Below are 13,600 nucleotides of genomic sequence, written 5' to 3' on the forward strand. Positions count from 1 at the left end.
CGGGTGGGAAACGGCCAGGGAAGTCGTCCGGAGCCCATACGGGACACGGGTGTGTATAGTCATGATCGGTCAACTGTCGGCGCAGACGGGATGGGTCCATGGGCACCGGTGACGTGGAGGTCAGCTCGGCTGACATCGCCAGGATCGCGGGGGTCAAGCCCACCGCGGTGAGCAACTGGCGGCGTCGGCACGACGACTTCCCCAAGCCGGTCGGTGGCACGGACCGCAGCCCCCGGTTCGACCTGGGCCAGGTGGAGGAGTGGCTGTCCACCCACCGCCAGGTCTCGGGCATCGACCCCGAGCAGCGGCTGTGGCAGGCCCTGGACTCCCTGCGCGCCTCGGTTCCCGCCGACTCGGTCCTGGTCTGGGTCGGGGTGCTCCTGCTCCACCTGCACCGCGAACCCGGTGCCATGGACACCGACGATCCGGTCGCGCTGCTGCGGCAGGCGCGCCGGGCCTTCGAGGACTCCCTGAAGCAGGCCGGCCTGGCCGACCTGGCCGACCGGCGCCCCGAACCGGTTCCCGACGCGCAGGCGGAGGTCCTGGCCGACGCGGCCGTGCGGGCCGCGCGCCGGAGCGGGCCGCGGTCGGCGTTCGGGCACCTCCTGGGCCGCCTGGACCAGCGCGCCCCCTCCGGTTCGCACACGGTTCCGCCCGAGCTGGCCGACCTCATGGTGCGCCTGGCCGGAACCGGGAGCGCCGTGGCCGAGGACAGCGGCACCGGGACCGGGACCGGGAGCACCGTGGCCGATCCCGCCTGCGGACGGGGCGAGCTCCTGCTCGCCGCCGCGCGTGGCGGGCAGCGCGCCCTGCTGGGCCAGGACCGGGACCCGGCGTCGGTGTGGCTGGGCGCGCTGCGGCTGGCCTTCGCCGACGCCCTGTCCGAGGAGGCGGACCTGCGCGTGGCGGACGCCCTGCGCTCCCCCGCGTTTTCGGCGGACGGCGCCGGCACGGTCCTGTGCGCCCCGCCGTTCGGCGAGCGCAACTGGGGCGTCGAGGAACTCGCGGAGGACCCCCGGTGGACGCACGGTGTGCCCCCGCGCCTGGAGTCGGACCTGGCCTGGGTCCAGCACTGCCTGTCGCGGGTGCGCCCCGGCGGTTCGGCGGTGGTGCTGATGCCGCCGGGGGCCGCGCAGCGCCCGTCGGGGCGCCGTATCCGCCGCTCCCTGCTGCGCGCGGGCGTGTTCCGCGCGGTGGTATCGCTCCCGCCCGGGTTCGCGGCCCACTACGCCGTACCCCTGCAGCTGTGGGTACTGCGCCGCCCCGACCGGGACGAGGTGCCCGCCCCGGTCCTGCTCGTGGACACCGCCCCGCACGAGCCCGGGCAGGTTCCCGCGGCGGACCATGTCGTCGACCTGGTCGACCGGGCGTGGGAGGGCTACCTGGCCGACCCGAGCGGGTTCGCCGAGCAGCCCGGAACGGCGCGGGTGCTGGAGGTGGCCGACCTGATGGACGAGGACGTCGACCTCACCCCCCGCCTCCACCTCCCGCTCCCGCGCACCTCGACCGGAGACCTGGAGCTGTTCTCCGAGCGCCGCAGGAGGCTGGAGGGCGCGCTGCGCACACTGCGCACGCTCCTGCCCGAGGCGCCGCGGATCGAGCCCGGCGGCGACGCGGCCGGGCTCGTCACCCTCGGGGAACTCGCCAGGGCCGGGTCGGTGACGATCCGGCGGCCCGTCCCCCGGCGTTCGGCGGAGGAGGCCGGTCCGCGCACCAGCGCCAGGGTGGTCACCGGTGAGGACGTGGTGCGGGGGACGGCCCCCTCGCGCACGGAGGAGGTCGACGCCGACCCGATGCGCAACCCGCCGATCCAGGAGGGCGACGTCCTCGTGCCCGCCGTGGCGCGCAGGCCCGCCGCCCGCGTGGCGACCGCCGACGACGCGGGGGCCTACCCGGGCGTCGGCCTGTACGTGGTGCGCACGAATCCGGGCGCGGTCGACCCGTGGTTCCTGGCGGGCTTCGTCACCAGTTCCGGGGAGTCGCGGAACATCGCCCGGGTGAGCAGCAGCATGCGCGGCCAGTTGAGGGTGGATCCGGCCCGGATGCGGCTTCCGGTGCTGCCGGTGGAGGAGCAGCGCCGGTACGGGGAGCTCTTCCGGCAGGTGTCGAGGTTTCGCGAGGCGCTCCTGGAGTTCCAGGAGTGGGGCGGGGAGCTGGCCGACCAGGCCGTGGACCTGATCGCCGGGCAGTGGGAGACCGCCGACCACGCGTCCCGGCCCGGCGGGGTCAGGGGCCGTCGATGACGCGCTTGCCGTCCCCCTCCTCGTCGATGGTGAAGAAGTCCACCCTCTCCCCCTCGGCGGTGCTGGCCCTGTACACCAGGGTGTCGCCCTCCACCGAGATCCTCTGGAAGGTCTGGACCCCGGTGCGCTGCACGCGGACCTCGGCGCCGTTCTCGGTCCAGTCGTCCTTCCTCGCCTCGTACAGCTTGGGCCCGGTCACCGCGGTCACGTAGACGGGGCCGGTGTGCACGTCGGGGTCCCGCGTGCGGTGCTCGGTCAGGTTGCCTCGGCTGTAGGAGTGGTCGTGGCCCTGTAGGACCAGGTCCACGTCGTACTCCTCCAGTACCGGGAGCCACGCCTCGCGCAGCGCCTCGTTGTCGCTCCTCATGGAGCTGGAGAAGACCGGGTGGTGGAAGGTGACCACGGACCACTGGTGGGGGTTGTCGTCCAGCACCTGTTCCAGCCACCGCCGCTGCGTGTCCAGCCACCGGTCGGTGCTGTGCGGAGCGGCGTCGCGGTAGTTGGAGTCGAGCACCACGAAACGCACCCCCTGGTAGTCGGTGTGGTAGACGGTCCTGGTCAGCTTCTCGGACCGTTCGGGGCCGTTGCCCGCGCCGGGGAACTGGGGGACCCAGTGGTCGCTCAGCCCCTCGGAGCCGTAGTCGTGGTTGCCGGGGGCGACCAGGTGGTTCATGCCGCCGGTGGCCAGGGGGCCGAAGGCGTCGAACCACGCGTCCCACTGGGAGTCGCTGCCGGCCGAGTCGACCAGGTCTCCGGCGTGCACGGCCAGCCGGGCGTTGGGGGCGGCCTCCAGGCCGGCCCGGATGACGGGGGCCGCCTCGTCGGTGATGTCGTTCTGGACGTCGCCGAAGTACAGGAAGTTGAAGGGCTCGGCCTGCTCGGCGGCGGTGGTGAAGGTGTACCAGTCGCTGACCGCGTCGTCGCCTTCTCCGTCTCCCCCGTCGCCGCCACCGCCGTCCTCGCCGCTGCCCCTGCCGATCCGGTAGCGGTAGACGGTACCCGGCTCCAGGCCGGTGGCCGTGGCCGCGAAGGCGGAGTCGAACTCCTCTCCACCGGTGGACCTGCCCTGCACCAGGGTGGTCTGTTCGGGCTTGTCCCTGATCCCGATCTCCAGGAAGGACTCCTCGGCCCCGGCCGCGCGCCATGTCACGTTCTGCTGGGTGCTGGGGGCCGTGGTGGGCGAGAGGAGGACGTGGTCGACGGTGCTCGTGTCCGGGGTCTGGGGAGCGCAGGCGCACAGTCCGGCCGCGACGGCGGCGCCGCACAGGACCGCCGGTACGCGGTCCGGCACGGAGCGGAGCGTGGTGGCGGACATGTCTCACCTGGCCTTTCCTCCGGCGGGTGGACCGGGTCACGGATACGGAAGGCGCCGACGGGCACCCCCGCGGCCCGTGGCCCGGATTCCCGGGGACACCGGAGTCTTCGGGGCCTTCCGAGGCCCCGGAAGGTCCCGAAGACTCCGGCCAACGCCTTCTCGGCTACCCGCTACCCGGTACCCGGTACCCGCTACCGTTCCCCCACGAGAGCGCCACCGGCTTCGTCCGGTGGGTGAACCGCCCCGCCCGCCAGCGTGTGCCGTTCCACAGCGGCCCGACGGCCGAGGGCCACGGGGCCGGGCAGGCCCTGTCAGGGCGTGGAGCCTTCGGGGCTACCCGGGCTGTGAAGCGTCGACCACCGGCGATCCGCGCTGACGGGTGGTTGGATTCTCCCGGCTTCAGCCGGAAGAGGATGTCAGTGGGTCCGGATCAACGACTTCAGCAGGGAGCCGAACTCCTCGTCGGAGGTGTCCGGTGAGACCGACCCCGCCTCGTGGTCGATCGTGGCCCCCACCGCACGCAGGTCGGGCGGTGTCCCCCGCTCGCGCGAGCGCGAGTCGGGGTGCCACCAGTAGAGCTGGGAGCTGATGGGCTTGTCGCCGTCGGCGGTGAAGCGCTCGGCGATCTGGCGCATGTCGTCCATGGCGGCGACCGGGTTCCCCTGTCCCAGGGGGTGGGCGATGAGTACCTCGGGCACGGGGAGCGCCACCAGCGCGCCGTGCGGAAGGTCGCCCAGGTGGCGGTCCAGGACGTGCGCCTGCGCCGCCACATAGGGGTGCCGGCCGCCGATGTGCACGATGCGGGCCCCGTTGAGGTCGTGCTCGCTCGTCTCGACGTCCTCGTCCACGGAGGCGGACACGGCCTGGGCGAAGACCTCTCCGTCGGAGCGCTCGGAGCGCTCGTGCACCTGCCGGGGCAGCGGCTGTAGCGACTCGGGGGTGTCCACGACCACGGTCTGCCACAGGCCGGGGGCGATCTCCCGGGCCACGAGGGAGTCCAGCACCCCCTCGGGGAAGGCGGAGACCGGGTAGAGGCGGACCCGGAGCTGCCCGGCGGGGTCGTCGGACCCGGCCTCACGCCGGACGGCCTGCCCCAGCTGGTCGAGGGCCGCGCGGGCGAACGCGGCGGTGTTGTCCGCGATCTGCTCGGGAGTGGCCCCGCCCAGCGCCGAACGCAGGCCGCTGATGTCGGTGCTGGCCTGGTTGCCGTCGGGCAGCGGCAGGACCAGGGTGTCCGCGTCCTGGAAGGACACCTGCGCCCCGGCTTCGGCGAAGGCGGTGACCAGGGCCCCGGCCACCGTGTCACCGGGGTCCACGGGGTGCTCCCCGGCGGTCTCCTCCCGCTCCTGCGCGGCGCGGGCCATGTAGCCCGCGAAGTGGGCCGCCAGGCTCGCCTGGTGCTCGATCGGGGAGATGATCGCCTGGTCGAAGGTGTCCCCGAGGTCTCCCTCCAGCAGGGTCGTGCCGTCGGACGCGGCCACACGCAGGCTGGTCGGCGGCAGGTAGTCGGCCTTGAGCCCCTCGTTGGCGCACGCCTGCACCATGGCGTTGCCGAACTCCGCCACCATCCGGTCGGGGTCCAACTCCCGCGCCTGGTCGAGTCTGGCGGCGAACCAGTCCGGGATCTGGTCCTGGGACCGGGGGAAGCGCTCCAGCTCCTGCGCGTAGACGAGCGGGCTCACCTCGAAGGGCAGCTCGGGCTCGGTGTCGTGGTTGTACTCGATGTTGAGCTGGTGGGAGTGGTGGACCGAGACGATCATGGAGAGCCAGGTGCCCCTGCCCTCCTGGAAGCAGGACCGCTTGAGCTCGGCGACCGTCTCCACGACGCCCTCGGGCACCTCCGCCTGCCGGACCTGGCCGTCCGCGTCCTGGACGGCGAACATGTCGCTCTGGTGGGCGCCGATCACCCTGGCCAGATAGGTGAGCTGCTGCCAGCCCTCGGGGGTGACCGCGACCAGTCTCCTGGCGAGGTCCTGGATGAGGTCTCCCTGCTCCAGCGGGCCGGGGGATGGGGTGGTCATGGTGCGCTCCGTGTCCGTGTGGGCGTGTGGCCTGTGCGGCGGGTCCGGTGAAGGTGACGCGATCCGCGCCTTCCTTCCTTCCTACCCTGTCGCGGGAGCGTGTCCGACTCGGTCCGGAAGGGCGCCTTCAGTCCGGGAGGGCGTCGAGGTAGACCCAGGCGCCCTCGTGCCGCACGAAGCGGCTGTGTTCGTCGAGGACCCCCTCGTGGCCGCCCTCCCGGTGGACCGCGCGGAAGGCGACCGTGCCCTCGTTGTGGAAGGGGGTCCCGCCGGTCGTGGACAGGATCTCCAGGCGCACCCACTCGGTGCCCGGGTCCGGTTCCAGGCGCCGTGGCCGGGTGTCGGGATGCCAGGTCCGCAGCAGGTGGCCGCGGTCGCCGACGGCGAAGGCGCTGTAGCGCGAGCGCATGAGCTGCTCGGCGGTGGATGCCTTGGCCTCTCCCCGGTGCAGGCGGCCGCAGCAGTCCCGGTAGGCCGCGGACCTCCCGCAGGGGCAGGGGGCGGCGGCCTCGACCGCGGGCGGGGAGGACGGGGACCGCTGGTGGCGTGATCTGCGCTGCGACATCCCCCCATTGTGGCCTCCCCGCCCGCGTGCGGCGGCGTGCGCACGGAAGACCGGTCACGCGAGCGCGTCCCGGCTCCGCTCCACCCGCTCCGCGAACGGCCCCGGGCTCACATCGTGTTGACCACCAGGCCGATGTGCGTGTAGTAGTTCAGCGCCCCGAACAGCAGGAACACGATCCCCGCCAGTCCCCACACGACGCCGACCACGGTCCACAGCCGGGACTTCAGGGACCTGAGGGCGAACGGGAACAGCACCGCTCCCACCCCCACGAGGGCGTAGAGCCCGGAGATGAAGGCCGCCTCCAGCCACGGGTACTCGCTGAACGCCCCGGAGACGGGCTCCTGCGGCGGCGCCGCGAACAGCTGGAAGACCCAGCCCGCCGCGGCGATGCCGAGCGACGCCAGTCCCATGCCGAACACCAGCACCGAGACGGGGCCCGCCACCCGTGCGACGTGCGCGGCGGGGTTCTCGTGGCCGGCCAGGGCGTCACCGCGCTTCCACAGGTACAGGGCCGCGGCCAGCAGCAGTACGCCGAACACCAGACTCGGCTCGCCGAAGATGATGTTGTCGAAGGCGAACCCGCCCGCCGCGAGCGGCCAGGTCAGGGTCATGTGCAGGCCCGTGGTCGCCAGCAGCAGACCCAGCGTTCCGAAGGCCAGGGCCCATCCGTCCGGCACGATCCGCCGACCGCGCAACAGCGTGCGGCCCAGCGCCACCACCAGGATCAGCCCGGCTCCCGCCGCGACCGCCATCACGGTGTTGTACGTGGGCATCGTCGTCCAGTCGATGCGGACGCCGCCTTCGACCCCGGTCAGAAAATCTCCCATGTGGCGTGACTCCTCGTCTCAGCGCCGGAGCGCCGTACCGGGCGCTGGGTGGTCTGTGCAACGGGGGGTCCTGCAAAATTCGCACGACGGATACGGCGGTGTCACCCGCGAACCGCCGGTGTCGGGCCACTGATTCGCGACTGGTCCGCGCCTGATGGGGGACCGCCGTTCGGGGCCCGCTTCGGCCTGACCGGTTCACCCGATGTGTCCGGTCCGGATTCCGGAGCTCTGGCCTGGTTCGCCCGGCTTGCCCGGACCCGTCTCCACGAACCCGGCGCGAGTATCGGCTGGTCAACGCGAACGCCTGTCCCACAGGGCTTTCGGGGTTGCGCACAACACTCGGCGACCGGGACAATACGCGCACCACCCCCTGCCGACCGAGAGGCATCCCGTGACGGACGGTCCCTCCGAGGCGGCATGGTCGAGGCTCTTCAGCGGGCGGGAACCACTGGGGCCCGGCGTGGTCTCCGTCCCGTTCGGGCGCTCGGGTTCCGCGGGTGCGGACCGGCCCGAGGAGACCACCCGGTACGGCGGCGCCGCCCGCGAGCCCCGGGAGGACAGAGCCGCACACGAACGGATCGGACGAACACGATGACCCACTTCCCTGACTCCGCACCCCCGGCGGGCGTCGACACCACCGTGGCGCACTCCGCGCGGGTGTGGAACTACTGGCTCGGCGGCAAGGACCACTACCCCGTCGACCGCGAGCTCGGCGAGCAGATCCTGAGCACCTACCCGAACATCGCCGTCGACGCCCGGGCGGGCCGTGACTTCCTCGTCCGCGGCATCACCCTCCTGGCCCGCGACGAGGGGATCCGGCAGTTCCTGGACATCGGCACGGGCCTGCCCACGTACGACAACACCCACGAGGTGGCCCAGTCCGTGGCCCCCGAGTCCCGGGTGGTCTACGTCGACAACGACCCGATGGTCCTGGCCCACGCCCGGGCCCTGCTGGTGAGCAGCGAGGAGGGCGCCACCCAGTTCGTGGACACCGACCTGCGCAACACCGACAGGGTCCTGGAGGCGGCGAGCGAGCTGCTGGACTTCGACCGGCCCGTGGCGCTCAGCGTCGTGGGCACGCTCGGGCACATCCCCGACCTGGCGGTGGCCCTCGACACCATGAACCGCTACAAGGACGCCCTCGCCCCGGGAAGCTTCGTGATGGTGGGCGACCACGTCATGCCCGAGGACCCCGGTGCGGCCACGGCGCTGGACCAGTGGAACGAGGGAGCGGCCCTGGCCTACCGCTCGCACACACCGGATGAGTTCGCCTCTTACTTCGACGGCCTGGAACTGCTCGAACCCGGAGTCGTGCCGGTGACGCTCTGGCGCACGGGAGGGCAGCCCATGCTCGGCGCACTTCCCGACATCGCCATGCAGGGGGGCATCGCCCGCAAGCGCTGATCCCCACGGGTTCCGGTCCGGCCGCCCGGGCACTCGATGCGGGGTCCGAAAGGACAAGGAACGCGGACCGCCGGCCGAACCCACTCGTTCGACCAGCGGTCCGCTCGTGGGCGGCCCCCGTCCGGGCCGCCCGGCTATCAGGAGTAGGACGGGAAAGACGCCGAAGCTCCCGGCACCGCCGGAATGGAGCGGGGGCCGGGTAGCCCACCGATACGACCGGCCCGAACCCACTCCTCCGTCTGCTATTCCAGCGTCCACTCACAGCCGCCGGACAACTCCAAGGCGGCATCGCCTTCCTGAACCACGAGGGAACCAGGCCCCTCGATGTTGTTGTTGGCGATGATGTCGTCGAACTCCCCGGACAGCCCGGACAGGCGGGCGTAGTAGCACATGGGCATGATGTCGTCCGGGCTCGGGCCATCGGTCGTGTACGTGCCGGGCTCGATGTCCTCACCGACGCGGTGGACGCCGTTGCCGATCGTGGAAGGAGCCTCCTCGGGCTCAGGCTCCTCCGCAGGTGTTTCCTCCTCTGACGCCTCCTCGGCGGGAGCTTCCTCCTCGGCTGTAGTTTCCTCGGCCGCATCCTGGGGCGTCTCCTCCTCGGTGGCGGCGGACTCCTGGGCTCCGCCGTCGGAGGCGCTCTCGGACAGCGCGGCCACGCATCCCCCGAGCAGGAGCAGGACGAGGAGAACACCGAGGCATCCACCGCACCCGAGGCCGACCTTCTTTCCCGTGGACATGCCCTGTTTGGGCGGCATGGGCGGCATGGACGGGCCGTGGGGCGGCTGCGGGGGCTGGGTCATGGTGTGCTCCGGTCTGTGTGTACGGGGGAGCCGCACGCCGGGGGAACGGCGAGCGACGGAGAGGGCGGAACGGCATGTTCACGCCTCTCTCTACCGAGGGAAAACACATCCCCTCGGGCACACACACAAGGTACACCATTTCGTGTGAACATGGCCAACCATGAACAGTGCCCCTTGTTCCTCCTGTGGATGTATCGGTGTGGACACGCGTGTCGCCTCGGGGCCCGCGGCGACACGCGTCCGGGACCGGGGCCGGGACCGGTCGGGCTCAGGAGCGGCCGGAACCGTCGGAGGGAAGCGGCGGCCCGGTCCGCGAACTCCGGGCCCGGGCCCGGCCCTGCCCGCCCGTGAGAGCGGAGTGCACACCGGCGGCCACGGACTCGATCGTCTCCACCCCGTACTCCATGCCCGGGCTGTCGTCGGTGAGTACCACGACGTCGTAGTCCCCCGCCGGGGTGCCCAGGAAGCCGCCCACGCTGTTCACCCGCCAGGTGCCCGCGTCCTTGTGGGGAAGCCAGCCGTTCTTCAGGTACACCTCGGCGCCCCCGGGCGCCCCGGCGGGCACCCCCCACCTCTGCTTCTCGACCACGTCGCCCATGAGACCGCGGGCGTAGGAGCGCTCGTCCGCGCCGAGCACGTCGTTGTCCGTGCGCAGCAGGCCGAGCAGGGTGAGCTGGTCACCGGCGGTGATCTTCATCAGTCCGACGTAGTTCTCCGGATGCGGCTTCGTGTCGTCCATCCCCGCCAGGTCGAGGAAGTCCTGGACGCGTTCGGAGCCGAGCCGGTCGTACAGCTCCCCGGCCGCGTCGTTGTCGGACACGGTGATCATGTCGGTCGCCAGCCTCTCCTCCTCGGAGGTGAGCTCGCGCTTCTCGTCCATGGCGGTGCGCAACAGCGCACCGAGGACGACGACCTTGCCGACGCTGGCCGCGTCGAACTCCGCGTCGGGGTCGAGTCCGCAGGTGAGACCGCCGTCGTGGGCGGAGACCCCCACCGCTATGCGCCCCTCGCGCCCGTCCGTCTCCCGCAGGATCCGCTTGTCGAGTCGCTCCGCGGCCTCGGGGTGCGACTCCGACGCACAGATCGGCGCCTGTGCCCCGGCCCCGGCCCCGGCCCCCGTTCCGGCCGCGGTCACGGCTCCGGCCGCCGACGGTGTTCCAACGGCGAGGCCGAGGGCGAGAGCGGCGACGAGCGCCCGTGCCCGGTCACGGCGCCCGGACCCGGTTCGGTGGATGGGCATGGTGGTGGCTCCCTCTTCCGGTCGGCTCGGCGACCGGCGGCCGAACGCACCGCGTCACCTCACCTCGCTTTCTGACAACCCAAAGCAATCACCCGGACACCGAGGGTTCCAGAGTGGGGACTTCTCGCGATTCGACCGCGAAACGCCACGGAAGCACGTGAGAGCGGACCGATCATGACAACGGGTTCACCACACGACACGACAGACCCCGGACGGTCGCCTGCCATCGACCGCCCGGGGAATCCGTGAACCGGTACACCCGGTGTGTCCGGTGCTGCTAAGTGAGGTTCTTCTGCCGCACGTCCCACTCGGTGGAGCACAGGCCGCAGTCGGGGCCGACGAACTCCCGCCGGGCCTGCTGGTCGCCCTTGAGCCGCCACTCCAGCCAGGCGACGCCCACCCGGCCGTACTCACCGCCGTCGGGCTCCCCGAAGGTGCCGAAGTGGCCGACGTCGAGGTGGCCCATGAACGCGGGCAGGCCCCTCGGCAGCCGCTCCCAGTCGTCCAGGGCGTTCTCGTAGGCGATGTCGTCGGGGCCGCCGGTGAAGTAGGCGGCGGGAGCGTGCATCCGGTCGATCCGGTCGTTGTCGGAGTCGCTCAGCAGCCCGCTGTTCCAGAACACGGTGGTGTCGATCCGCGGGTCGTCGGCCACCTCGTAGGTCTCCAGGCCGCCGCAGGACTGGCCCATGACCGCGATGCTGTCGGTGTCGATGCGGCCCCGGTACTCGCTGAACCAGCGGCCGTTCTCCTCGGCCGCCCAGTCGACGGACTCGGTGAGCATCTCGGCGTCGGTGCGGCCGGAGCCGCCCGGACGGCCGTTGGCGATGACCAGGAAGCCGTGCGAGGCGATCTCGGTGAGGAAGTCCTCGAACCAGGTTCCGTCGGCGCGGCAGGCGCCGTTGCCCCAGGCGACCACGGGCAGCCGCTCGTCCTCGGGCAGGTCGACGGGACGGTAGACGGTGTGGTCCCACAGGCGCAGGGTGGTGACGTACTCGGCGTCGTGGGGGCCCGTCCCGCCCATGGTCTCCACGGTGTCGGCGGCGGCCGGCGACACGGAGACCAGAGCGGTGGCCGTCAGCAGTCCGAGAAAGGCGGACGACACACGGCGGACCGGATATCGTGCTCCCATTCCATGCTCCTCAAGGGGGATCGGAGAATATCGGTGGTCGTATCCCAGCGCGCTGACCACCGAATATTCGCCACGGGGAGCCAGATGTCAATAACGCTCCGGAACGACACGTGGTTCCACCGACCCACCCTGGATCCCTCCGATTTCCCGCACATCCGAGGCAGCGGAAAGAGCACGCACGGCCTCGCCGTCAAGGGTTCCGGTGATCCCACCCACAAAGGAAATCCAAGCGTTCCGGAACCGCTTTTCCCCAGGATCACGGAAACCGTTGTCCGAAGGTCCGCTCACAGGTCGATGACGGTCTTGATGTCGTCGCCGCCGGGCTCGAACGCCTCGGGCGCGCGCTCCAGCGGCAGCCGCCGGGTGATCACCCGTTCCAGCCAGGAGTGGTCGGCCCGGGCCAGCGCCTGGGCGGCCAGTTCGTAGTGGCGCAGGTTGGCGTTGACGGACCCGACGACCACGTCGTTCTCCAGGACGATCTCCTTGTTGACCGCACCGGCGTCGATACCGATCTTGCGGCCGCTCTTCGAGATGCCGGTGAGGCAGACGATGCCGTAGGGCGCGTTGTGGGTCATCGCGTCCAGGATGAGGGAGGACGCGCCGGTGGCCTCGATGATCACGTCGACCTCTCCCCGGGCGGTGATGTCGGCGATGCTCCCGGTGTGGTAGGTCGCCCCCAGGGCGGCCACCAGGTCGGGTTTGGGCCCCGTCTCCACCCGGTCCAGGACGTGCACGTCGAGTCCGCGCTGGACACCGAGCAGGGCGGCCAGCAGACCGATCGGCCCGGCGCCGGTGACGAGCAGGCGGCGCGGATCGAACCAGGCCCGGTTCCCGATCCTCTCGATCTGCTCCCACGCCTTGGCGACGACCGTGGTGGGTTCCATCAGCACTCCGACGCGTTCCAGCGACGGGTCGAGCCTGACCGCGTAGTCGGCCTCCACCGTCCACTGCTGCGAGCCGTAGCCGTGGATGCCCTTGATGCCGCGTTCGGTGAACCGCCCGTTGCGGCACATGTCGAACTCGCCGTGCCCGCAGGCGCCGCACGGCACGGGGTCGGGCCGCCGCACGACCCCGACCACCAGGTCACCCGGCGCGAAACCGCTGCCGTCCGGTGCCTCGCGCACCCGCCCCAGGGACTCGTGCCCCAGGACCAGATGCTCCTCGCCGGGCGGCGCCTCACCGTACTCGCCCCCGGCGATCTCGCGGTCGGTACCGCACACTCCCAGCGAGACGCCGTCGACGAGCAGCTCCCCCGCACCCGGCACGGGAGCCTCGACCTCGCCCACCCGCACCGAGCCGGCCTGCGACGGCACCACCGTCAGAGCACGCATGATCATCCATCCCCTTCGTCCGAGCCGCTCGTCCACCGCCGGGTCGCAGGCGGGCCGCCCCGCCGAGCGAACGGCCCCGGGTCGCCGGCCGACCGGGCGGATGTCCGGCCGACGGTCCGGAAGGGCGGGGACGCCCCCGCTACCCGGCGATTCTGCCAAGCGGCTACCCGGCTGCCGCGTGTGACACACGAGGGACGGGGAAACCGGGCGTTGAGCGGGGGCGCTCCCGGGCTGGCCGTCCCTTTGTTGGAACTATTCCAGAAAAGATGCTTCAATGGGCTCATGCACCAGACCGAGACCGAGGCTCTCCTCCGGGAGGCCTCGCTACGCGTGACCCGACCCCGGGTCGCGGTGCTGGCGGCGCTCGGGGCCCACCCGCACGCCGACGCCGGCACCGTGCTCCAGGTGGTCCGCGGCCAGATCGGTGCGGTGTCCACACAGGCGGTGTACGACGTGCTCAAGGCTCTGACGGACGCCGGCCTCGTGAGGCGAATTGAACCGGAGGGGTCACCCGCGCGCTACGAGCGGCGGGTGGGTGACAACCACCACCACGTGGTCTGCCGCCGCTGCGGAGCGATCGCCGACGTGGACTGTGCCACCGGATCCGCCCCCTGCATGACGGGTTCACAGGACCACGGTTTCGCCGTCGACGAGGTCGAGGTCACCTACTGGGGCCTGTGCCCCGGGTGCCAGAAGGCCTGACGCCACCCGGTGTCCCACCG

At 71.8% G+C, this 13,600-nt stretch carries 11 protein-coding genes; 3 read left to right on the plus strand and 8 right to left on the minus strand.

Annotated elements, in window-relative coordinates; all coding sequences use genetic code 11:
• Positions 1-98: 98 nt before the first annotated feature.
• Positions 99-2,243, plus strand: coding sequence for an N-6 DNA methylase (locus NOSIN_RS11355; RefSeq protein ID WP_077690704.1), 2,145 nt, complete (start codon positions 99-101; stop codon positions 2,241-2,243).
• On the opposite strand, the gene NOSIN_RS11360 is transcribed toward NOSIN_RS11355, so the two are convergent.
• The 4 genes from NOSIN_RS11360 to NOSIN_RS11375 all read right to left on the minus strand — a co-directional run bounded on the left by NOSIN_RS11360 (position 2,227) and on the right by NOSIN_RS11375 (position 6,971).
• The gene (locus tag NOSIN_RS11360) at positions 2,227-3,558 is read right to left on the minus strand and encodes a purple acid phosphatase family protein (protein ID WP_077690705.1); all 1,332 of its coding nucleotides are present in this window, start codon (positions 3,556-3,558) and stop codon (positions 2,227-2,229) included. The genes NOSIN_RS11355 and NOSIN_RS11360 overlap by 17 nt on opposite strands.
• 416 nt (positions 3,559-3,974) lie before the next feature.
• On the minus strand, positions 3,975-5,579 hold the full coding sequence (locus NOSIN_RS11365) for a hypothetical protein (RefSeq protein ID WP_077690706.1): 1,605 nt from the start codon (positions 5,577-5,579) through the stop codon (positions 3,975-3,977).
• Between the two features lie 127 nt (positions 5,580-5,706).
• On the minus strand, positions 5,707-6,144 hold the full coding sequence (locus NOSIN_RS11370; protein ID WP_077690707.1) for a YchJ family protein: 438 nt from the start codon (positions 6,142-6,144) through the stop codon (positions 5,707-5,709).
• A gap of 107 nt (positions 6,145-6,251) precedes the next feature.
• Positions 6,252-6,971 (minus strand): DUF981 family protein, encoded by a 720-nt coding sequence (locus tag NOSIN_RS11375; RefSeq protein ID WP_077690708.1) that lies wholly within the window; start codon positions 6,969-6,971, stop codon positions 6,252-6,254.
• Between the two features lie 591 nt (positions 6,972-7,562).
• Between NOSIN_RS11375 and NOSIN_RS11385 the strand changes: the two genes are divergently transcribed.
• A complete protein-coding gene (locus NOSIN_RS11385) occupies positions 7,563-8,375 on the plus strand; it encodes an SAM-dependent methyltransferase (protein WP_077690710.1) in 813 nt (270 codons plus the stop codon).
• 242 nt (positions 8,376-8,617) lie between these two features.
• Here NOSIN_RS11385 and NOSIN_RS11390 read toward each other — a convergent pair whose 3' ends face one another.
• The 4 genes from NOSIN_RS11390 to NOSIN_RS11405 form a co-directional block, all read right to left on the minus strand.
• A complete protein-coding gene (locus NOSIN_RS11390; protein WP_077690711.1) occupies positions 8,618-9,178 on the minus strand; it encodes a hypothetical protein in 561 nt (186 codons plus the stop codon).
• A gap of 268 nt (positions 9,179-9,446) precedes the next feature.
• Entirely contained in the window at positions 9,447-10,418 is a 972-nt protein-coding gene (locus tag NOSIN_RS11395; RefSeq protein WP_077690712.1) for a serine hydrolase, read from the minus strand.
• Between the two features lie 277 nt (positions 10,419-10,695).
• On the minus strand, positions 10,696-11,547 hold the full coding sequence (locus NOSIN_RS11400; RefSeq protein ID WP_077690713.1) for an alpha/beta hydrolase: 852 nt from the start codon (positions 11,545-11,547) through the stop codon (positions 10,696-10,698).
• A 284-nt stretch (positions 11,548-11,831) separates the two neighbouring features.
• Positions 11,832-12,878, minus strand: a complete 1,047-nt coding sequence (locus NOSIN_RS11405; protein ID WP_077693546.1) for a glucose 1-dehydrogenase — start codon at positions 12,876-12,878, stop codon at positions 11,832-11,834.
• Between the two features lie 282 nt (positions 12,879-13,160).
• Between NOSIN_RS11405 and NOSIN_RS11410 the strand changes: the two genes are divergently transcribed.
• Entirely contained in the window at positions 13,161-13,580 is a 420-nt protein-coding gene (locus tag NOSIN_RS11410) for a Fur family transcriptional regulator (RefSeq protein ID WP_077690714.1), read from the plus strand.
• Positions 13,581-13,600: the final 20 nt, after the last annotated feature.

The organism is Nocardiopsis sinuspersici (genome assembly GCF_001998325.1).
GTDB lineage: Bacteria > Actinomycetota > Actinomycetes > Streptosporangiales > Streptosporangiaceae > Nocardiopsis > Nocardiopsis sinuspersici.

Coding starts and splice junctions, on each gene's coding strand:
- NOSIN_RS11360 (WP_077690705.1), bottom strand. CDS start 3,558: ATGTCCGCCACCACGCTCCGCTCCGTGCCGGACCGCGTACCGGCGGTC.
- NOSIN_RS11390 (WP_077690711.1), bottom strand. CDS start 9,178: ATGACCCAGCCCCCGCAGCCGCCCCACGGCCCGTCCATGCCGCCCATG.
- NOSIN_RS11370 (WP_077690707.1), bottom strand. CDS start 6,144: ATGTCGCAGCGCAGATCACGCCACCAGCGGTCCCCGTCCTCCCCGCCC.
- NOSIN_RS11365 (WP_077690706.1), bottom strand. CDS start 5,579: ATGACCACCCCATCCCCCGGCCCGCTGGAGCAGGGAGACCTCATCCAG.
- NOSIN_RS11355 (WP_077690704.1), top strand. CDS start 99: ATGGGCACCGGTGACGTGGAGGTCAGCTCGGCTGACATCGCCAGGATC.
- NOSIN_RS11385 (WP_077690710.1), top strand. CDS start 7,563: ATGACCCACTTCCCTGACTCCGCACCCCCGGCGGGCGTCGACACCACC.
- NOSIN_RS11400 (WP_077690713.1), bottom strand. CDS start 11,547: ATGGGAGCACGATATCCGGTCCGCCGTGTGTCGTCCGCCTTTCTCGGA.
- NOSIN_RS11405 (WP_077693546.1), bottom strand. CDS start 12,878: ATGCGTGCTCTGACGGTGGTGCCGTCGCAGGCCGGCTCGGTGCGGGTG.
- NOSIN_RS11375 (WP_077690708.1), bottom strand. CDS start 6,971: ATGGGAGATTTTCTGACCGGGGTCGAAGGCGGCGTCCGCATCGACTGG.
- NOSIN_RS11410 (WP_077690714.1), top strand. CDS start 13,161: ATGCACCAGACCGAGACCGAGGCTCTCCTCCGGGAGGCCTCGCTACGC.
- NOSIN_RS11395 (WP_077690712.1), bottom strand. CDS start 10,418: ATGCCCATCCACCGAACCGGGTCCGGGCGCCGTGACCGGGCACGGGCG.